The organism is Mesorhizobium shangrilense (genome assembly GCF_040537815.1).
Lineage (GTDB): Bacteria > Pseudomonadota > Alphaproteobacteria > Rhizobiales > Rhizobiaceae > Mesorhizobium > Mesorhizobium shangrilense.
The window spans coordinates 1-19,449 of the sequence record NZ_JBEWSZ010000007.1 but is presented as its reverse complement, the minus strand read 5'-3'; the positions used below and the strand labels follow the sequence as shown (position 1 = coordinate 19,449).

Genomic DNA, 19,449 nt, shown 5'->3' with positions numbered 1-19,449 from the left:
GCCGGGCAGAGCTTTGCCTCGGTTGCGCTGCCTGGAGCGATGGCGCGTGCAGTGCGTGGAGGGACGGCATGAGTAAGGTTGTCAAGGTTCTGAAACTCAGGCCCGCGACTGGTCGAACTGGAGGCAACCGGAACCGCCACCGAGCCCTCGTTGCCGGAGGCGCGGGATTTCTGGGCTCTCATCTTTGCGAGCGCCTGTTGCTGGACGGCTATGAGGTGGTTGCGCTCGACAACTTCCACACCGGGAAGAAATACAATCTCAACGCCATTCTGCCCAATCAGAAATTCACTTGCGTCGAGCATGATGTCGTTGACGCTCTGCCGTCGGACCTCCACGTCGACGAAATCTATAATCTAGCCTGCCCGGCGTCTCCGCCGCATTACCAGGCAGACCCGATCCATACGTTCAAGACGAGCGTGATTGGTTCGCTGAACTTGCTGGAACTCGCTCGACGGCACAACGCCAAGATATTCCAGGCCTCCACGTCCGAGGTCTATGGCGATCCCCTGGTGCACCCGCAGCCGGAGAGCTACTTCGGCAACGTCAATCCGCATGGACCACGGTCCTGCTATGATGAGGGGAAGCGCTCGGCCGAAACCCTGTTCTTCGACTATTCAAGAATGTTCGGCCTCGACATCCGTGTCGCGCGCATTTTCAACACCTATGGCCGCCGGATGCAGCCCGACGACGGTCGCGTCGTCTCGAACTTTGTCGTCCAGGCGCTGCGCGGCGAAGACTTGACTGTCTATGGCAGCGGCCAGCAGACGCGGTCGTTCTGCTACGTGGATGACCTGATCGAGGGTTTTGTCCGGCTGATGAATGCGCCCCAGGCGCCCTTGCATCCGGTCAATCTCGGCAATCCTGTCGAATTCACAATCATGGAACTGGCGACGCTGGTCATTGAATACACGAAGTCCGGGTCGAAGATCGTGCATCGGCCGCTGCCGGTTGATGACCCCAGGCAGCGCCGGCCCGACATTTCCTTCGCCAGGGAAAATCTTGGCTGGCAGCCAAGGATCAGTCTGACCCAGGGGCTCGCGCATACCGTCGAGTATTTTGATGCCCTGCTTTACGGCGGCCATCACGTCAAGGAAGCTGCTTTCTCATGAACGGCCGGGCTATCCTCGTGACGGGTGGGGCTGGCTTCATCGGCAGCCATACTTGCAAGCTGCTGGCCGCCGCGGGCTACCTGCCGGTGGTTTTCGACAATCTGTCCCGAGGCAACGAAAAGTCCGTCGCCTGGGGGCCTCTTGTCGTTGGCGATATCCGCGATCAGGCAGCACTTCAGGATGCGATCGGGACGTATCGGCCGAGGGCAATCGTCCACTTTGCAGCACTGGCTTATGTTGGCGAGTCCGTGCACGAGCCCGCCGAATATTATTCGACCAACGTATCGGGCACGATTTCAGTGCTTGATGCGGCGCGGGCCAATGCGGTCGAAGAAATCGTCTTCTCGAGCAGCTGCGCGACTTACGGGGTACCCGAGACGCTACCCGTCCGCGAAACCTCGTCACAAAACCCGATCAGCCCCTACGGACGCACCAAGCTGATGGGCGAGCAAATCATCAAGGATTACGCATCCGCATACGGAATGCACTATGCGATCCTGCGCTATTTCAACGCTTGTGGGGCCGATCCGGACGGCGAACTCGGCGAGTGGCATTCGCCGGAAACGCATCTGGTGCCCAGGGTGCTGATGGCCGCGTCCGGCATGATCGACGAGATCGAGGTCTTCGGCACCGACTACGATACGTCGGACGGCACATGCGTACGGGATTACATCCACGTCAGTGATCTGGCCCGCGCCCATTTGAAGGCATTGCTACATCTCGAGGCGGGCGGCGAAAGCCTGTCGGTCAATCTTGGCACCGGGCGAGGGGTGTCCATCAAAGAGATCCTCCAGGCGGTCTCCCGGATGACGTCGAGATCGGTTCCGGCCGTCTTCAGGACGCGGCGCGAGGGCGACCCAGCGGAGCTTTACGCCGATCCGGGCAGCGCACGCGACCATCTCGGCTTCGTGCCGGAACTTTCCGATATCGACACCATCGTCAGGACGGCGGCCCCATTCTTCGGACTGGAGGCAGGCAGATGACGTTGGCGGTCTCGTCATTTGCAGGGGCTTCTCGCCTTGGCCGCGACCACGGCGCGGGGGTGGTCAGCCTTCAATCCCCAAAGCATCTCGCGCGACTGGACGATCGGCCGATTGACATGATCGACGGCGAGATCTTGTGCTTTGTCGGGCTGCGCAACGAAGCGGCGCTGCTGCCGCAACTTCTGGACCACTACCGCCGCCTGGGCGTCGATCGCTTTTTCTTCCTGGACAATGGTTCCACGGACGGGACACGTGAACTGATACTGGAGCAGCCGGACAGCCATTGCTTCCACACGGAGGGATCGCATTTCGCTGAAAACGTCGAGCCGCCGCGATGGATCAACACGCTCATGAATGTCTTCGGCACCGGCCACTGGTGCCTTTCGATCGACGCCGATGAGCTTCTCGTTTATCCCGATTGTCAGAGGGCAAACCTGCGGCAGCTTTGCAGCTATCTCGACTTGACCGGCGCCGAAGCGGTAATCGGCTCGATGGTCGATATGTACGCTGACGGCCCGTTGGCCGACTGCAGCTATGACGGTAGGCTCCCGCTTCTAGAGGCTTCACCCTACTTCGATCCAGAGCCGGGGTGGCTGCGTGCCCGCGACGGCATGTATCCACCGGAGCAGATGTTCGGCGGCGTGAGACAACGCGTCTTCTGGCACGGCCGGTTCAAGCAAACGCTTCCTCCGTGTCTGACAAAGGTGCCGATCGTACGGTGGGGGCGAGGCAGGCACTACCACGTAGCGCAGCACACAATCAGCGAAGTCCGATTCAGTGAGTTACGCATCGCGTTGCTCCACTTCAAATTTGTCTGGGGCATTCGCCACAAATCAGCGTCCGCTCTGAGTGAGAATGTGCGACTCAGGGAAAAGGGGCTTGAAGAGCGCGCCGCCTATCTGGAAGCATTGGAGCGCAATCCGAAACTGGCGCTTCGTAACAGTCGGTCTGTCCGCTATCGCGGCGACGCCACGCAACTTGTAGAGCTCGGCTGGATGAAAACCTCGGGTCGCTATGCCGAATTCGTCTCGACCTTGACCACGCACTAGAGCAGTTCATCGTTTCACGGAAACGCCGAGCCGCTCTATCTCTTTGTTTTGATGCAATTCCGGACGAAAAACCGTTCACACTTTTCCTGGAATTGATCTAGGACCGCCAAACGACCATCTGACGTGTCAAACCACCCAACCGGGACGACCCGACTGATGTCTAACCGCCGTAGTGATGGCCATGATCGTTTTGGCCTGTGTTCGCGCCATTTGCGGAAAATTGGGACAGGGTGTTCAGGGCCTGCGCCTTGCAAGCCGTCGGCGCATTTGGATAACGGTGCAGATAATTCTCGAGCGCCTCGATGGTGCCGATTCTAAGGGCTTGCTCACAAGCGAGCTCGGCTTCCTTGACCCCAGCTTCGCTTTGCGCCTGCGTCGCGCCGGAGAAAGCGACGCTTACGCCCAGAAGACTGAGTCCGCCCAACAGTAGCGATTGGATCTTACGCATAACAAGCCCCATTCACCACATACATATAAGGACTTTATAATATTAGCCGGTTAGCAATTTGTCAACCATTTGTGCAGGCACAATGCCGGCGCCTTCGACCCCCGGCAACTGACTGACCTGGAGCCCCACCGGCCTCGCCGGATGGCTGTCAATCGCCGAACAGCGTCAGCTTCCGAAAGAAGGCATTGGTCGGAAAACCATTGGGCATTCCGGTGAAACGAACCGCAAGAACGACTGAAAGCGGCATCTTGCGTCGTACACGAAGCGCTGCGACCAAGGGATGGCGCACGAATTTATCTTCGACTGACATCCAGCCTGAAAACGCTATCGCTTGGACGGCGATGTCCCGCTGCCAGTCCAAGGTTTGATCGGGGCGGGCAAGGGCAAGACCGAAGTCCAGTGCAGGCGCGTCGGCATGAGCGACTTCGACAGTTGCTTCGATCCTCCGAAAGAAGGCGGGAAATTGACTGTCGAGAGATGCAGCGACCGGGCCGTCCGAATGCGGGCGCAGGAACACCCCGCCACCATCCGGCGCGACAAGCAGGAGCGGTAGAGCCGAGACGCGCGGGGTCAGCAGCCGCGCGCCTCTCAGTACATTGTAGCCGAGGGCGATCGCGTTGCCACCGGCGTCAGGCCGGTCCGCAGCGTCGCGGTAGATGGTGGCAGGGGTGCGCCCAAGCAAGATGGCCGCGGTATCGGGTCGGCCGATCGATCCAGCGATGTCCGCAAGTTTCTCGATGGCCACATCGCTGTTCGGTTCGAGGTCGCAAAGCTCCAGATATTTTCGATTGGCGGGGGTGTATTTCAGATTTTCGCGTGCGCTTTCGATTTCGGCTCGCGTCGTGTTCTGTGCGATGGCCAACTGGCAGAGCGGCCGGACGTCATCGAATTGGCTTGATCGGAACGCCTCCACGATCGGAAGCCGGTTGTCGTACCAATTCGACATCCGGAACATTCCATCCGGTTTCGAGCGATACCAGTAAAGCGGCTTTGGAACCGGCCTGATCTTGAGCCCGGCCAGCGAGGCTCGCGCAAGGAACTCCCAGTCATGCATGGCGTAGCCGGGCTCCTCGATCAGAAACCCGATCCGCGAGAAAACAGACCGGCGCACCATCGCATTGGCATCACCGTAGACATTGTGGATCAGACCGAGCGCGTCGGGGCCACCCAGAGGTAGATACTGGATCAGCCCATCGGCCCGGTCCTCGGGCACAAAGTCCTCGTAGAAGATGAGTTGGAACGCAGTGCAGATGTCCGCACCCGATGCCGCCATGGCGCGCACGAAATGGTCTACCGCTTCCGGGAACAGTGCGTTGTCGTCGTCAACGAATAGGATCAATTCGCCTCGCGCGGCACGGACGCCAGCATTTCGCGCCGCACCGAGATGCTTGTGCGGCCGGCGCAGGACCTTCCAGCCGCGCTGACGGAAGGTCGGTTGCAGTGCATCCAGCAAGCGCTTGGCTTCGTCCAAGTCGCTCCCGTCGTCGACCAGTATCAACTCCAGCGGCCCGTAAGTTTGCACTTCGACCGCCGCGATCGCCTGCTTCAGATAAAGCGGCCGATTGCGATGGGCCATGACGATTGAAACCAGCGGCGATGATCCAGGGCTGCTGCGTATGCGCTTCCGCGCGACGGACGGCGGCAGATTGCGTGTGTCCAGCCAGGACTGCCGGATCTGGTGCAGGCTGTCGATCCGCAGCGGGCGAGGCGGGTCGTCGAGCGCCGTCGAAATCGCCTGCGCCAACGCGGCAGCATCAGGATCGACCAGCAGCGCTTGCCCCGCCTGCGCATTCCAGGTCTCGGCGTTGGCGCCGACATTGGTTGCAACGAATGGCAATCCCGCCTCGATACATGCGGCGACGAGTCCGCCGGTCGATTCGGCGCGAGCGGGTATGACTGCGAGTGCGCCGGTCCGCGTGATGTAGTCGAGCCTTGCGTCCAAATCTGCGTGCGGCAACAGGTTCAGCTTGAATGGCCATCGCTCGGCGCGCCGGAGAAGCAGTCCACCGCTATGCTCGCCCATGATCTTTCCGAATGGACCGAATGCAGTGACCGTCAGGCCTTTCGACGCCTCTGGCACAATGATGTCGAGCGCATCGCACAACAGCATCAGGCCATCGCGGATGCGCCACCCGGCAAGGACGACCAGTTCTCGTGCTCTTCTCGTCTCGGCCGACGGCCGCGCACCGGCTCGGTTGGTACGGCTCTGCGACAGCAACATCGGCGTCACGGTCGCCTTCTTCACCTTCCAGCCTTTCGACAACATCCATTTGCGCAGGGTGGCAGACACACAGATCGTGCGGTCCGCCATCTCGGCGCAATATCTCTCCATGTAGGCTGTAGCGATCGCGTCGGTGCTCCCCATGAACGCCTTGTCGGCCTCGTGTTTCCATTCTTCCGGAGCATGGGCGATGACCACAATCGGTGGCGCGGCAAAGGCATCGGTCTCTACCGCCAGCAAAGTGTAGTAAGGCAATCCACCCTCGAGGGGCGCGTAGACCAGGTCGTGACCGGACCGTTCAAGATAATGCAGAACAGCTGCGGACTGGCTCTCGGGTGTCGCCAGCGAAGGAAGCAACTGATCGGACTTATCAAGAATGTCCAATCGGACCGAGGCTGCTCCCACCAGATCGCGGCCGCGCGCCGCCAACTCCTGGGAAGACCGCGCATCCTTGCCAGGAACCCATAACAGGGTGACGTCATCGCCGTTTTCGGCGAAAAGCCTGGCGAGGTCGCACAGCGCTGTTTCCTCGCGGATGTCGCCGCCATGGTCAATCGCGCGCGTCACGATGCAGACACGGCGACGCCTGCCTTCCGGCTTGAGCGGCCTCCGCTGCCTACCCCGAACGGCCATCGAAGTTCCTCTGGTCCAAATCCGCCGATGGCGCTTTCGCTGCGTGGTTTCTCTGCCCCCGCGTCAGCGCCGGGTTTACTTCTGAGGGATCAGTCTTCCGCGCCGTTAGTAAATCAGGCCTAAAACCGCCGTACAATCGATCGATTGTTATAACTTTATTGACGGCATAACTAATTTTTAGGGCCTCCCGCTGATGATTGTCGTCACAGCAGGAGGCGCGAATGAAAACGAAAGTGAAGTTTCTCGGTGCGCTCGCTTTGATGAGTGCGATGGTTTCGGCAAGCTCCGCCGAGGAATTGGCGCCCCCCCGCATCAACGCTGCCAACATCCACACGATCCGCAGTGATCGTGGCGGCTATGTGATCGACTATGCCATCCGTGTGCTCAAGCTGCGCCGCAGTGGGGGCTATGTTCGGTTCGACGGTGCGTGTGACTCTGCCTGCACGTTGTACCTGTCGATGCCCAAGAGCAACGTGTGCATCACACAGAACGCGTCGTTCGGCTTTCACTTGCCGTATGGCGTTTCGCCGCGAGGCAACCAGGTCGCCGCGAGTTTCCTGATGAAAAACTACCCCGGATGGGTTCGCAGTTGGGTCGCCAAGCGCGGTGGGCTCAAGAGTTCCATTGCGACCATGACGTACTCGGATGCGAGCCACTATCTTCCGACCTGCCCCTCAGTACCGCCGCGTATCTCCGTTGCGAGTCTAGGTTAAACACGCCTTCTCCGTGGCTGATCGTTGCCGTTCGAAAACGTCAATACAGGAATGAAAACCATAATGGCGGGCGCTCGACAGCGTCCGCCATTGCTGGTTCATATGGCAGCGCGCGATTGATTGAAGAGGTCGCTTGCGTATTTTCGGAGCGTCTTCATGCTCTCAGGGCTTGGTACGAATGCACTGCCAAAAGTTCGTCCTTCTCGCTTCGCCCAGGACCGGATCTCAGGCACTCAATCACCATCTCAATCAGTATGAAGGGATGGTGATGCATGGCGAAGTCTTCAATCCGAGCTTTGTCGGCTTGCGCTATGACTACCACGAGAAAATGAACCTGCTGCGTGAAAGCGTTGACGTTCGGGATGCCGAACCCGAGCAGTTCATTGCGCGGATTTTCGACGATCCGTCGGCCCGCTTTATCGGATTTCATATATTTCCCGATCAGATGCGTCCCGCCATTCTTCCCGTACTCGAAGACGAAAGCGTCAAGAAGCTCTGGCTTGTCAGGAACCCGGTCGCCTCCTTCGTTTCGTTGCTCGAGGCGGAAGCATCCGGAGTCTGGCTGGTTCATGCCTCGGAACCATTGCCGGCCGGCGGTGGCCGCAAAAAGGTGCATTTCGACATCGACCGGTTCAATTCGTATGTCCGCGAACTGAACCTGTTTCGGGTCAAGATCAAATCTGTGTTGTCCGCAACCGGGCAACCGTATTTCCCGATCCATTACAATGATATCGCGGACCCTCTGGTCGGAAACGCCATAATCGCCTATCTCGGCGGTGCGCAGCGCTTGGACCATTTTGAGACCGAGACATTGAAACAGCCACCGCGCCCGTTTGTCGAACGCATCGAGAATTACCGGGAATTCGCGATGTATTTCAGGGCCATTTCCACGGAAGATTTGTACGCGCTCGAGTGACGTCCAGAGCTTCGGCTTGATACGCCACACGCGTGTTTTCCTGCGCCGAAGATTTGCCGGCTTTTCAATTTTGGCCGACGCCAGACCCGCGGAGGAGGCTCAAAACGCACCGCCATTCAACGCGTTAGGTTAACCAGTTCCCAAGAAGCTTGGTTAACGAGCCCTCAATTTTGTTGACTCTCTCTTAACGCAAGCTGATTCTGCCGGCGGGGTTTGAAGGCTGTCGGCCGCAGTTGGGCCGTAGCGCAGACTGGCGGCGGGTAGTTGTATGAGTGCTTCCGCGGACACCGGCATCATTGGCGGCAATGTGGGGTCTATAAGCCGACCCCAGGTGGCGGGTAAGCGCCGTTTCTGGCGTCCGTCCTGGCGCCGGCCCAGCGATAGATCTTTCGGCTCGGCCTGGCGTTCTGTTTCGTTAGCTCGGCCTTTTCTGGTTCTCGTGGCTGATCAGGTTCTGGCGGTTGAAGCCGGAGCACATCGGGCATGTCAGGCCACACACTTTCGCAACGGTCGTGCTGGCGTGGATGCCGCTGTATTTCCCGCTGAATGCACTTGTGTCGAAGGAGCCGTGCTGTGACCAGTCAGATGGAACCGAAGGCGCGCCCGGATTTTTTCCGGGACATACGCTTCCGTCGCATGAGCCTGCAGATCATTTGCACGGGACTGCTGTCCTGGCTGCTTTTGGGTGTCTACCGAAGCTCTATCGTCGATCCACAAACGACGCTGCAAGGCCTTCTGGCGTCGATCCCCGTAGGAATAGCATCAAGCTACTATGATCTGATCTTCATCGCATCCCTGACTGCGGTGGCGCTGGCCCTGCTTTTCCTGGCAAAGCGCAGCCGCCTTGGCTGCGCGATCGTCGTTTTCCTCTTCTATGTGGCCATCCTGATTTCGCTGGCCTGGGGATTTGCGAACATCAATCTCGTCAAGATGCTGGGGGAACCCTTCACCTTCCAGTGGCTGGTCTATGGCGACTTCCTGCAGAATGCAGACGCCAGGAACGCCATGGCCGACGCGCTCAACATGAGGGACTTCGCGACCCTGTCCGTGTCAATCATTCTGGTGCTTGTGCTCGGTTACGCCGCAGCCAGATTGTGTCTGCGGCTGGGCGTCGTCGGTCACAGGGTGCTCCTGGGTGCGCTCATTCTGGGCGTCGGCCTGGCGACTGCCGGCACCGGCTATCACGTTCGGGCGGAGGCGCTGCCGGCGACGAAGATCCAGAATCCGATCGTGCATTTTGTTGAATCGGCTTTGCTCAGTCCGATGCCGGTCGTCCTGACCATGAAGGCCGGCCCCAATGATCCCGATGTCGCCAGCGTTGGGGAGCGCCCGCCCGAAACGTCCAACTTCAAGGCATCAACACCAAACCCGATCAAGAACGTTCTCGTTTACATGATGGAGTCGGTGCCGTCCAAATACATCGAGACGTTTGGCGGCAAGTACCCGGTCACTCCAAACATAAAGAGCTATTCGGGGGATTCCATACGATTCGACAATATATATGCGCATGCGCCGTCGACGCAATATTCGATATTTTCTCTATTTTCTTCAATGTACAACGACATTTCATACTATGGTATGACCAACAGGTACCCTTATCTTAAGCTGGATTCGATCTCCAATACTCTGTCCAGCCATGGTTTTCGCACGGGGTTTTTCTGGAGTGCGGATTCCCGGTTCCAGCGAGTCGATGAGTTCCTGCTTAACAAGGGATTGGACGCGATTCAGGATTTTCGCGGGCAGAAATGCGCCACCCCCACGTTCAAGCTCAGTTCCGAGACATGGAAGAACATGGACTACAACAGCGACCTTTGCACGGCCCAAGCGACCATCGACTGGCTGAACACGGATGCGGAAAAACCCTTCTTCGCCATAATGTTCACGGCGATGACCCACTATCCCTACCTCGTCACCGACAGCCCGATGTTTACGAAAATGTCGCGTTCCGCCCGCGACACCACGCTGGTTCACTACTCGGATGACGACAAATTCAATTCCTATCTCAATGCGCTGAAGATCGGCGACCTGGCGTTTGGCCAGATCCTTGATTCGCTCAAGCAGTCTGGCAAGCTCGATTCAACGCTCGTGGTCATACTGGGCGATCATGGCGAGGCGTTTGGAGAGCATGGCGACTATGTTCATGCCAGCGCGATCTATGAGGAAAACATCCACATCCCGCTCATCATGATCAACAAGCATCTTTTTCATGATGAGGTCGTGCATTCCGTCGGCGGAATTGTCGACATCGCCCCGACGATCCTCGATATACTCGGGATTCCGCTGCCAAAGCAGTGGCAGGGGCGCAGCCTGTTCAGCGAGCAACGGCCGAACAAGACCTTTTTCTTCAATCCCTGGAGTGGTTTCCTGTTCGGCTATCGCGAGAATGACCGGAAGGTCATCTTCAACGCCACAACCGGCAAGGTCGAGGAATATGACCTCAAGGCCGATCCCGACGAAAGAACAAACCTCTTCAGGGACGATGCGAGCGACCGAAGCGCGCTGCTGCAGCCCATCGCAGGATGGGTGCAGTCGCAGAGGCGGCGCGTGGCCGATCTGGTCGCCGATGCGGCGAACGACACCCCGCGTTGCAGCATCACCAGCTTGGAGGTTGATGCAGCTGGCGTTGATTTTCAGGGGCCCCCCCGGTTCGACGTCCTGGTGGACGGAAAGCGTGTTGCCGGGTTCGACGTTCCGGGGAAGGAAAGCACGGCATCGACGTCCGAGGCCGCCGTGGCGGAGCTGAAGGACGCGTCGGCCGGCGCACAGCCGCTCCATGTCGACCTCAGCGGCGTGACGAATCCGCAGACGATCGAACTTCGCTATGTCAACGATCTGTGGGCCGGACCGGGCAAGGCGGGCGATCGCAACCTGTTTATCAAGAGCATCAGGTTGAACGGGCAGGTGGTGCCCAACAGCAGGCTGCACGTCGACGAACAGTCCCATGGCTATACCGACGATAGCGGGACGGCAATGTACACCAACGGCTCGTTGTGGGTCAGCGGGCCTTTTGTTGCAGGATGCATGTAGCGTTATTGTGCCTTGGTAAGCCTGCGAGACAATTACGAAAGTACTATCCAACAGCTGGCAAGACTGTATCGAGAAAAGCCAGCGGATGAGGGGGACTAATTGGGCGTTGGTTCTAAGGCAGGCGCAATGCCCAAGGGCAAGCGACAGGCAAACCAGAAGCCTAGCAGTGTGTGTATTGTTTCGGAGGTTGAGTTCGGCTCGACGGTGACAGCCGATCCCGGGTCGGCGACGTACGCGCTAGCCCAGCATCTGGCGGGAACCGGTGACACCGTGACGCTGCTTTGGGTGCCGAGCCCTTTCGGCAGCCAGCCCGACGAGCAGGAGATCGCCAGGCTGGGGAAATGGTGCTTCGACAATTTCCTGGTGCGGCTCGAATTGCTGCCGCCGTCGCCCGAGCTGCTGCGCGGCATGGATTCGAGCGACAAGAACTCGGTAGCTGTTTACCACTACCTCAAGCAGAACACTTTCGACATCGTGTACTTTTCGCTTGAGGGCGGACTGGCGCATTTCCCCGCGGTTGCGAAGCGGACGGGCGTGTTTCCCGACCCTCCTTCGATCGTCGTGCTCGCTCATGAACCGCTTATGTGGAAGCTGGAAGCCAATAACCGGGCGGTCGAACGAAAGGAGCAGATGACCGTCGCGCACATGGAAAAGACGTCGGCCGAAACGTGCGACCATCTTGTTGTCACCGGTCAGTCTCTGCTCGACTGGATGGCCAAGGCGGCATGGAAGTTGCCCGCCAGCTGCCGCATTGCGGCGCCCCTTGAGCCACAGGAGTGGCGCTCGACCTTTGTCGTCAATCACGACAGGCCGCGAGAGCGGCCCACTGCCGAAGTGGTTCATTTTTCGGGCACAGAGGCGCGCGATGGACTGATGCTGTTCTGTGATGCGCTGGATCGTCTGGCCGACAGCGGCGTCACCGATCTGGCGGTGACGGTTGTCGGAGCGTTTGGTCATGTCCTGGGCGAGCATTCGGGCGGCATGATCGTTCGACGCGCGCGGCAGTGGCCGTTCAAGCTGAAGTTCCTGCCCATTCGAGATGAGCCCGAGATCTTCCGATACCTGCGGCAGAGCCATGCGCTGGTGGCGATTACGCACTCGGCTGCGCATCTTCCGCTTGATGTACTGACGTGCCTCGACGAGGAGATCCCGTTTGTCGCGACAGACGTCGGCAGCATACGCGACGTGCTCCATTCGAAGTCGGTCGACGCCGTCATGATGGAAGCGTCGGCGTCCGCCATCGCGGCCAAGATTGCGTCCGTACTGAAAAGCCGATCGTTCGGCCCGGCGAAGCCGCGGCAAAAAAGGGAAGGGCGCGAGAAAACCTGGAACAAGCTGCACGCGAAATTCTCCCGTGAACCCGATAAGGTCTCCAGTCGCAGCCGGAGCCGGGCGCCGCTCGTTTCGATCATAACGGCGCACTACAATCGGGCGCGCCTTTTACCGCAGGCAATCGCCTCGGTTCGACACCAGGACTATCCCAACATCGAATTGATCGTCGTTGACGACGGCAGCGCCGATCCAGATGCAATCCAGTTGTTGACCGAGCTCGAGCCAGAGTTCGAACAGCGTGGCTGGCGGATCATTCGGCAGAAGAACGGCTTCCTCGGCAAGGCGCGTAACACGGGAATCCGTGCCGCCAAGGGTTCGATGATCCTGTTCCTGGACGACGACAACGCACTGTTCCCGAACGCCGTCAGTACATTCGTCGCCTGCATGCAAAAGTCCGGCGCCGATATCTGCACGACCTTTGCCAAGTGGCTCAATGAGCCCTTCGTGCCGCCGGACACGAAAAGTGGCTACATGCTCTACTTCCCGGTCGGCGGACCTACGGACATCACCCTGCTCATCAATCCCTATGGCGATGCCAATGCAATGTTCCGGCGCGAGGTATTCGACACGGTAGGTTATCTGAACGAGCAGCGGGGCTTTTCCGCAAGCGATTGGGAGTTTTTCCTTCGCGCGGACCTGGCAGGCCTCGAGATCGTCACCATCCCGGAGCCGCTCTATTGGTATCGGTCGGCGCCGACGGGCATGAATCGAAATGCCGAGTGGCTGAGGAATCGCAAGCCGATCATCGACGTTTTCCGAAAGCACAAGTTCGCGAAAACGGACATGTTCGTGGAACTCGGCATCAGCTCGAACACCGCCAGTCACGAGAAGGACCTCAACCTCTGGAATTTGGAGCTGCGGGTCAACGACGAACGGTATCTCAGGCTGAGTACGGGTTCGGCCAATACGGCAGACGCAATGCAGTTGCTGGCCGAAATAGCCGCGCGCGAAGGCAGGGCGGATACCGCGATTTCGCTGCTCGCCCATGCAGGGCGATCCGACTTCGCCTTGGGTGTGGTGGAAATGCTCAACGCTGCGGCGGAAGAGACCATGCCGGAGTTGCATTCTTCACTTTACCGCGAGGAGTATCTCTCCGCCGAGCCCATGCGTCTGGCTCATGTCGGTTCGTATCCGGATGTGGATCCGGACTTGCTGAGCTATGTCGAACAATCGCCGGACCAGCTGTTTCTCGAAGCCAAAGGCGGCAATGTCGCGATGGCTTTGCTGAAGGGCGTCTGCCCGCCGGGCGCTACTGGCGCGACCTGTTGGGTCTATCTCGACGAGGAGCTCACGGACCGTGCGCAGTTTCAGTTGGCGATCGTCGATGCGGAAAACCAGACCTTCGGCGACCTCGCCCACATCCTCGAGAGTGATGGCGGGAGTGGTTGGGCCGATGTCAGCCGGGCGCGCGAGCCGCGCGAGATAATGGCGACCGCCCGATCCCCGGCAACCGGCAGGCGTGATCTGCTGCTCGCGGTCAGATGCGGCAGTCGCGCGGACGCGCGTGTACTCGGCGGCTTTTCAGCCATCCAGATCCGCCATGTCGTTTCGACCGGCGCGAGGCGTCCGCGCCTCAACGCACCGCAACAACGCCAGCGCATGCGTCGGATGACCAATGACGAGCTGAAGCATTCAACGCTTGTGACCGATTATCCCTCCGATCTGCCGACGCTGCTCGTCGCCGGCGACGATGGCGGCATATTCCTGCGGCCGAACACGCGTGGCCTGGTTGTTGCCGCCCTCAATTCCGCTTTCCCGGCCTTTGCCAGAAGTGTCATCGCGACGGTGGAAATCGCTCATGAGGATGCATCGCCATTCGAGTTCGCCATGGCCCTGGGCAGGCAGGAAGAAAAGCTTGTCTGGAAACACGACGTCCCGGTCGGCGCCTTGGCATTCTCCGGATGGACACGGGTCTCAGAACCTTTCGAACTGCATGACTTGAAGGTTTCGATCCGGGAGATAGATCGCAAATGGCTGACGATCTATCTGGCCATCCGGCTACCGCGCGGCTCGAAGCCGACGCCATCCAATGCTTTTTGGCGCAAGCTGTTGCTCCTTTGGGACTGACGGCCGCGTCGTCGGTGGCATCTTGTCAAGGGATGAGTGCGGTATTACAATGAGTTAGCGCGGGAGGTACCAAGAAAATGAACAAATTTTCCTATCTCGCTCTGGCATTTATCATTGTCATGGCCGGGAGCGCGGCGTCTTTCGGAGCGGCCGCCCAGGAACGTGACGTGGGGCCAAAATGCGTACAGTGGAACTCGTATCACGTCCTTTTCAAAAAGGGTGACAGCAAGATATCGGGCGATTCCGCGAACGCGTTGAAGGCTTTTATCAAGGACGCAGGGCGCGATTGCGGCTACAGGCTTTACGCAACGGCGAGCAAGGAAGGCGATAAAGCTTACGACCTGGCCGGGCACAGGCTCAATGCAGCAGGCGACTTTCTCAAGGCGCAGGGCGTCAAGCCCGAAATGGTGCTGACAGTTCAGCATTGGGTTGACGACGGCGCTGCCGACACAAACGCAGCGCGGAGCGCGACCTTGTACACGCTGCCGAAGCAAGGGATATCGTGCCGGCGATATGAGAAGCGAAGCCCGGTACAGGTCGACCTCTTTTTCAGCAGCCAGTCGTCTGTAATTTCACCGCAGGTCAAGGACGACCTCGAGAAGTTTGCTGCGAGCATTCGAGACTCGCGCTGCAATGTCGAACTGACTGCTTTGGCGGCCAAGGAATTCACTGGCGCCAACGCTGCAAAGACGAACAAGGAACTGGCTAAGCAGCGTGTGAAAGTGATGATGGACATTTTGACCGCGGCAGGTATCGACAGCGATCGGATGGTGGACACGAACGTTGAATACGTTGGTGACAAGAAGCCGAACGTCGCCGGCAGTCGCCTGGCGACCGCGTCTCTGATGTAGTGGCTTGCGAAATCTGGATTTGCCGCCCTGTCGGATCGACCTGTCGAGAAGGTTCTTCGCCGATCTCATCGACACGAATAGACGATTGCTTCTTGTGGGTTTGAATCTTGCGGTGTTCAAGGCCGCAAGTCGTTGCCGGAGAGTAGCCGGGTAGGCAAAGCGGCGAACAGTCCGATCGTGGCGATCGCCGCCGTCGCCAGCATTATCGAGCTCGAAGGGCTGCCCACGACCTCATTATACCGGACGGACACAGAGGTCCGACCATAATGCGATCGTGGAACCGTGCGGAACGATACGGGAAGACCTCTGATTTTAGCCACGAAAAAGCCAATGAAACCAATGTTCGCGGCGCATCCTCCGGGCGCACCATAGTCCATAGCTAAAATGTCCATGGCTTGCCCGAAAGCCTTCACGCGTGAATTCATTTTATCTCGTAGGCTTCTGGCGTTCGAAAGAAACCTGGTGGGACCATGGTGGAATTTGCCTAACGTGTTGGCCTGATGCGAAGGCCAAAGGAGAGCAGTTCGCGCGTGTATTCCTGAGTGGGCGCTCTCATCACTTCTTCGGCCCTGCCAAATTCGACAACATCGCCGCGACACATGAAGGGCGTCGGAAATATGCGCGACAGCTTTAAGGTTGTGAGTGACCAACAGCATCGACAAACCCCGACTTTCCTTCAAGTCCGACAACAGGTTTAGGATCTGCGCCTGCACGGAAACATCCAGCGCCGAGGTGGGCTCATCAAGTATCATGAGCCCAGGTTCCAACGCCAACGCCCGCGCGATCGCTACTCGTTGCGCCTGACCACCGGAAAGCTCACGCGCTCGCCGCTCAAGGAAATCAGCAGGCAGGCCACAGTCCGATAACAGGCCCGCGATCTTTCTCCGCATGCTGGGGCCTGGTCGTTGTCCTTGCGCAAGCATGGGTTCGGCAAGGATTTCCGCAATCGTCAGTCGTGGGCTAAGCGAGAGGTAGGGGTTCTGCGACACGACCCCGATTTTTTGCCGCGCGCGGCGAAGTGCCTGGCCTTTCAGCAGCGCCGCATCCGTATTGGTTCCGCCCACGTCCACCCCGATGCGCAGCATGGGTTATCCCTTCTTCTTGGCGCTGGGGCCTGTTCCACGGGGAAGCGCGGTCGTCCTTGTGCCGAAAACCTTGTAGAGCCGCAGGACAACGAGGCTCGTCACCCGGCTGACACCGGGCAGCTTGCCCAGCTCCTGGTCGATGAACTCCAGAAGCGCCGCATGGTCGGTGACGAAAAGCGAAGCGCTAAGGTTCGACGAGCCGCTGGTCGCGGCGAGATAGCCAATCTCGTCATATTCGGCGAGCAGGATCGCGACTTCCTCCGATCGCCCCGGTTCGACCTCGATGATCAGTTCAACCTGAACGTCGCGTCCAAGCGCCACTGGATCGGGAATAGCCCCGATGACGATCATCTTGGCCTGCAACAGCGCGGCAATGCGATTGCGGATGGTGCGCTCCGACGCGCCTCCCATCCTGCCTGCAATCTCGGCCGCCGAAAGGCGTCCGTCTTCAGAGAGATAACGGATGATCTCACGATCGAGGTCGTCAATGACCTCTGATTTTGACCCACGAAAAGCCAACTAAATCAATGACGCCGGCACGTCTTCCGGGCCTGGTGCCGCGATCGCACTATGCCGCTTGGCAGCATCAGCCTAATGTGAAATGCCCTGCAGCGCGGGATGCCGGTTTGAGGGGCGGACGCCGGGACCTCAATTGTTCGTTCTGCTCGGAGAAACAAAGTGGAGGATTTGATGCGGAACACGATGCTTGGCTTCGCGGTGCTCGCGCTCGCCGCGTGCCAATCGGCACCTGAAGCGCCGCAACCCGCTCTCGAACCTGCGTCGAATCCCGCGATCATTCCTCCTCAGGCTGCCTCCGTTCCCGCCGCGTCTTCCCCGGGTTCGGCAATCATGGATCAATCCGTGACAATCACCCCGCCCGCGAAAAACGTCCCAACAAGATACGCTGCCTTTTCGGGCATATGGGCGGGGCGCCTGGAGGGCCAATATGAAGGAAAACTGGCCGTTCAATCCGTCTCCTCGAACGGACAGGTGACGGTCACCTATGCATGGGGAAACCTGGGCGACAACAATCCGGGAGAGGCCGCCGGCGCCGGGAGAATTGCGGGGACCACGTTGAAGCTTGGGCGCCTCCCGAATGGCGCGGACATCAGCTTCAACATGCTGTCCGACGGAACCCTTGCTGGAACCTATACGCTCGCCGGCCAGACCTACTCGGGCGCGTTCATCAGGCAATGATCAAGGAAGCATTCCAGATCGGGAAAATAGGATGATAACAGACCCTGCCGCTTACCCTTGATTTGGCTGCCCGCGTGATGAAAACTACGCGGGCTTGGGGGAGCAATTGCAGAACACTGTCTTTGACCAGAAATTCATAACCGACACGTCCGCCCGGATCGCTGAAACGGCTGAGCGCGCCGTTTTCGATGCGAGTGCGTGGGACGATTTTGTTGAGATGCTTGGGGGCGCGTTTCCCGGCACGTGCATCGTGTTCCAGCGTCTCGACCTGCGCCGGAACAGGGTCGACTATGACCGCGTCCTGAACATGAATCCGGATGACGAGGCCAGCTATCGGCAATATTATTGTACCTTGAATCCATGGATTGCGCCGATGCGCTCCGTCGCGTCCGGCACGGTGATGGTCAGCGAGCGTGACTGCCCTTCCGGCAGCTTCAGTCATACGGAATTTTACGACTGGCTGCATCCCGAACTGCGCGCGGGGGCGGCGATCATTCTGGAAGCGGGTGACCAGAACCTGGCCGCGGTAGCGGTGCATTATGGGCTCGATCGCGCCGACAGCTATGACCGACACGTGTCGGAATTGCTGCTCGCCATCAGCCGGCCGCTGCTGCGATCGGCTGAAGCAGCACGCCTGTTCGAACAGGCCATGGAGCGCGAAAGGTCGGCTGCTGCGATTGTTTCGCGTTCCGGCGATGTCGCGTGCGTCGTCGACGAGCAACTGAAGGTCAAGGAGGCGAACGCCCGGGCCGAGAGCGAATTCCAGCGCCGCAAGGTGGTCTCGATGCGAGCCGGCAAGTTTTCGCTATCGGCATACGATATCAATGGCTGGCTGGCGGATACGCTGCGCCTTTGGGCGGCCGGCGTAGAGCCTGGTACGACAACACGCGTCTTCTTTGCCGATGGTGCTTATCAGATCGGCGTTACGCGCCTTCCCAGGGGAGCCGGGATGCGCTCCCTGTTTTCCGGCGGTCCGCTCTTTCTCGTCATCGTGCGCGACCTGTCCGTGCCGGCTGAAGCCGGTACGGTAGCGGATCTGGCCACGGCCTTCGGCCTGACGCTCTCTGAACAGAGGCTGTGCGAGATGCTTTTGCTTGGCCATTCGCTGAAAGAAGCCGCCGACATGCTGGGGATAGCTTCCGAAACGGCCAGGCACAGGCTGAAGGTGATCTTTCAGAAGACCGACACCCACAAGCAGAGTGAACTGATCGCGCTTCTAGGGCGCCTGCTCTGATATCGGCCTACAATCCATCGTGTTGATGCGGTCAAGGCTGGGGGCGGGGGGAGTCAGACAAGCTGTCTCCACACGCCTTTGCGCCGCCCGAGTGCGCGGCCCGGGAAAGGCGCATCTCAGCCTAGATTAGGTTGTTCATCGTCTCGCGGAATTGCAGAACCGCCCTATCCCTTTGTTTTGACGGAATTCCAAACGGAAAACGGTTTCACATTGGAATTGCTTGTCTTACGACATTTGCTGCCGAACGGGTCAGAAAGGAACCGCTGGGAGAGGGTAGCCGCCCTCCCTCAGCGGCGAGGGTCGGATCGGTGGAATTGCGGACCGTTTAACGGGTCGAGCTAGAGTCGGATCGCCCTCGTCTTTCTCTTGAGGCCTGAACGGATACCCGGAGTTCGGCTCCGGATGACAAGCACAGGACAAGCGAAAGATGACCAACGATACCATCGGGGTCGACATATCGAAAGACCATCTCGACACCCACAGGCTGAGCGACGGTGCGAGTCGCCGCTTTGCCAACGACAATGGCGGCCACAAGGCCTTCATGACGTGGCTGGGAGAGCCCGACGCTCGCATCGTCTACGAGC

The 19,449-nt window shown here is 59.2% G+C and carries 15 protein-coding genes; 10 read left to right on the top strand and 5 right to left on the bottom strand.

The genetic code is table 11. The annotated features are described in order from the left end of the window. Positions 1 to 68: 68 nt before the first annotated feature. Genes ABVQ20_RS34410 through ABVQ20_RS34400 form a run of 3 tightly spaced genes read left to right on the top strand, consistent with a single transcriptional unit; the run spans position 69 to position 3,141 of the window. The gene (locus tag ABVQ20_RS34410; protein ID WP_354464280.1) at positions 69 to 1,109 is read left to right on the top strand and encodes a UDP-glucuronic acid decarboxylase family protein; all 1,041 of its coding nucleotides are present in this window, start codon (positions 69 to 71) and stop codon (positions 1,107 to 1,109) included. Beyond that, positions 1,106 to 2,092, top strand: coding sequence for a UDP-glucose 4-epimerase GalE (gene galE, locus ABVQ20_RS34405; protein WP_354464279.1), 987 nt, complete (start codon positions 1,106 to 1,108; stop codon positions 2,090 to 2,092). Before ABVQ20_RS34410 ends, galE begins: the two co-directional genes overlap by 4 nt. Then, positions 2,089 to 3,141: a glycosyltransferase family 2 protein gene (locus ABVQ20_RS34400; protein ID WP_354464278.1), complete on the top strand. Its 1,053-nt coding sequence runs from the start codon at positions 2,089 to 2,091 to the stop codon at positions 3,139 to 3,141. Before galE ends, ABVQ20_RS34400 begins: the two co-directional genes overlap by 4 nt. 160 nt (positions 3,142 to 3,301) lie before the next feature. Here the strand turns inward: ABVQ20_RS34400 and ABVQ20_RS34395 are convergent, their stop codons facing one another. After that, complete coding sequence (locus ABVQ20_RS34395) at positions 3,302 to 3,589, bottom strand: hypothetical protein (protein WP_354464277.1); 288 nt, start codon at positions 3,587 to 3,589, stop codon at positions 3,302 to 3,304. Positions 3,590 to 3,737: 148 nt separating this feature from the next. Beyond that, complete coding sequence (locus ABVQ20_RS34390; RefSeq protein ID WP_354464276.1) at positions 3,738 to 6,443, bottom strand: DUF6212 domain-containing protein; 2,706 nt, start codon at positions 6,441 to 6,443, stop codon at positions 3,738 to 3,740. A 221-nt stretch (positions 6,444 to 6,664) separates the two neighbouring features. Between ABVQ20_RS34390 and ABVQ20_RS34385 the strand changes: the two genes are divergently transcribed. The 5 genes from ABVQ20_RS34385 to ABVQ20_RS34365 all read left to right on the top strand — a co-directional run bounded on the left by ABVQ20_RS34385 (position 6,665) and on the right by ABVQ20_RS34365 (position 15,349). Further along, on the top strand, positions 6,665 to 7,156 hold the full coding sequence (locus tag ABVQ20_RS34385; RefSeq protein ID WP_354464275.1) for a hypothetical protein: 492 nt from the start codon (positions 6,665 to 6,667) through the stop codon (positions 7,154 to 7,156). 133 nt (positions 7,157 to 7,289) lie between these two features. Further along, complete coding sequence (locus ABVQ20_RS34380) at positions 7,290 to 8,072, top strand: hypothetical protein (protein ID WP_354464274.1); 783 nt, start codon at positions 7,290 to 7,292, stop codon at positions 8,070 to 8,072. 1,005 nt (positions 8,073 to 9,077) lie between these two features. Continuing rightward, complete coding sequence (locus ABVQ20_RS34375; RefSeq protein WP_354464273.1) at positions 9,078 to 11,099, top strand: sulfatase-like hydrolase/transferase; 2,022 nt, start codon at positions 9,078 to 9,080, stop codon at positions 11,097 to 11,099. Between the two features lie 168 nt (positions 11,100 to 11,267). Continuing rightward, entirely contained in the window at positions 11,268 to 14,498 is a 3,231-nt protein-coding gene (locus ABVQ20_RS34370) for a DUF6212 domain-containing protein (RefSeq protein WP_354464272.1), read from the top strand. Positions 14,499 to 14,575: 77 nt separating this feature from the next. Next, entirely contained in the window at positions 14,576 to 15,349 is a 774-nt protein-coding gene (locus ABVQ20_RS34365; RefSeq protein ID WP_354464271.1) for an OmpA family protein, read from the top strand. A 116-nt stretch (positions 15,350 to 15,465) separates the two neighbouring features. On the opposite strand, the gene ABVQ20_RS34360 is transcribed toward ABVQ20_RS34365, so the two are convergent. Both ABVQ20_RS34360 and ABVQ20_RS34355 read right to left on the bottom strand, forming a co-directional pair. After that, on the bottom strand, positions 15,466 to 16,434 hold the full coding sequence (locus ABVQ20_RS34360; protein WP_354464270.1) for an ATP-binding cassette domain-containing protein: 969 nt from the start codon (positions 16,432 to 16,434) through the stop codon (positions 15,466 to 15,468). Between the two features lie 3 nt (positions 16,435 to 16,437). Further along, positions 16,438 to 16,953 carry an Lrp/AsnC family transcriptional regulator gene (locus ABVQ20_RS34355; protein WP_354464269.1) on the bottom strand — a complete coding sequence of 172 codons (516 nt, stop codon included), beginning with the start codon at positions 16,951 to 16,953 and terminating at the stop codon, positions 16,438 to 16,440. 171 nt (positions 16,954 to 17,124) lie between these two features. Between ABVQ20_RS34355 and ABVQ20_RS34350 the strand changes: the two genes are divergently transcribed. Further along, the gene (locus ABVQ20_RS34350; RefSeq protein WP_354464268.1) at positions 17,125 to 17,631 is read left to right on the top strand and encodes a hypothetical protein; all 507 of its coding nucleotides are present in this window, start codon (positions 17,125 to 17,127) and stop codon (positions 17,629 to 17,631) included. On the opposite strand, the gene ABVQ20_RS34345 is transcribed toward ABVQ20_RS34350, so the two are convergent. Further along, positions 17,621 to 17,971 carry a hypothetical protein gene (locus ABVQ20_RS34345; RefSeq protein WP_354464267.1) on the bottom strand — a complete coding sequence of 117 codons (351 nt, stop codon included), beginning with the start codon at positions 17,969 to 17,971 and terminating at the stop codon, positions 17,621 to 17,623. The genes ABVQ20_RS34350 and ABVQ20_RS34345 overlap by 11 nt on opposite strands. A gap of 33 nt (positions 17,972 to 18,004) precedes the next feature. On the opposite strand from ABVQ20_RS34345, the gene ABVQ20_RS34340 reads away from it, so the two are divergent. Then, on the top strand, positions 18,005 to 18,865 hold the full coding sequence (locus ABVQ20_RS34340) for a helix-turn-helix transcriptional regulator (protein ID WP_354464266.1): 861 nt from the start codon (positions 18,005 to 18,007) through the stop codon (positions 18,863 to 18,865). The last annotated feature ends 584 nt before the right edge of the window (positions 18,866 to 19,449 follow it).

Coding starts and splice junctions, on each gene's coding strand:
- ABVQ20_RS34410 (WP_354464280.1), top strand. CDS start 69: ATGAGTAAGGTTGTCAAGGTTCTGAAACTCAGGCCCGCGACTGGTCGA.
- galE (WP_354464279.1), top strand. CDS start 1,106: ATGAACGGCCGGGCTATCCTCGTGACGGGTGGGGCTGGCTTCATCGGC.
- ABVQ20_RS34400 (WP_354464278.1), top strand. CDS start 2,089: ATGACGTTGGCGGTCTCGTCATTTGCAGGGGCTTCTCGCCTTGGCCGC.
- ABVQ20_RS34395 (WP_354464277.1), bottom strand. CDS start 3,589: ATGCGTAAGATCCAATCGCTACTGTTGGGCGGACTCAGTCTTCTGGGC.
- ABVQ20_RS34390 (WP_354464276.1), bottom strand. CDS start 6,443: ATGGCCGTTCGGGGTAGGCAGCGGAGGCCGCTCAAGCCGGAAGGCAGG.
- ABVQ20_RS34385 (WP_354464275.1), top strand. CDS start 6,665: ATGAAAACGAAAGTGAAGTTTCTCGGTGCGCTCGCTTTGATGAGTGCG.
- ABVQ20_RS34375 (WP_354464273.1), top strand. CDS start 9,078: ATGGCCGACGCGCTCAACATGAGGGACTTCGCGACCCTGTCCGTGTCA.
- ABVQ20_RS34365 (WP_354464271.1), top strand. CDS start 14,576: ATGAACAAATTTTCCTATCTCGCTCTGGCATTTATCATTGTCATGGCC.
- ABVQ20_RS34360 (WP_354464270.1), bottom strand. CDS start 16,434: ATGCTGCGCATCGGGGTGGACGTGGGCGGAACCAATACGGATGCGGCG.
- ABVQ20_RS34350 (WP_354464268.1), top strand. CDS start 17,125: ATGCGGAACACGATGCTTGGCTTCGCGGTGCTCGCGCTCGCCGCGTGC.
- ABVQ20_RS34340 (WP_354464266.1), top strand. CDS start 18,005: ATGCGCTCCGTCGCGTCCGGCACGGTGATGGTCAGCGAGCGTGACTGC.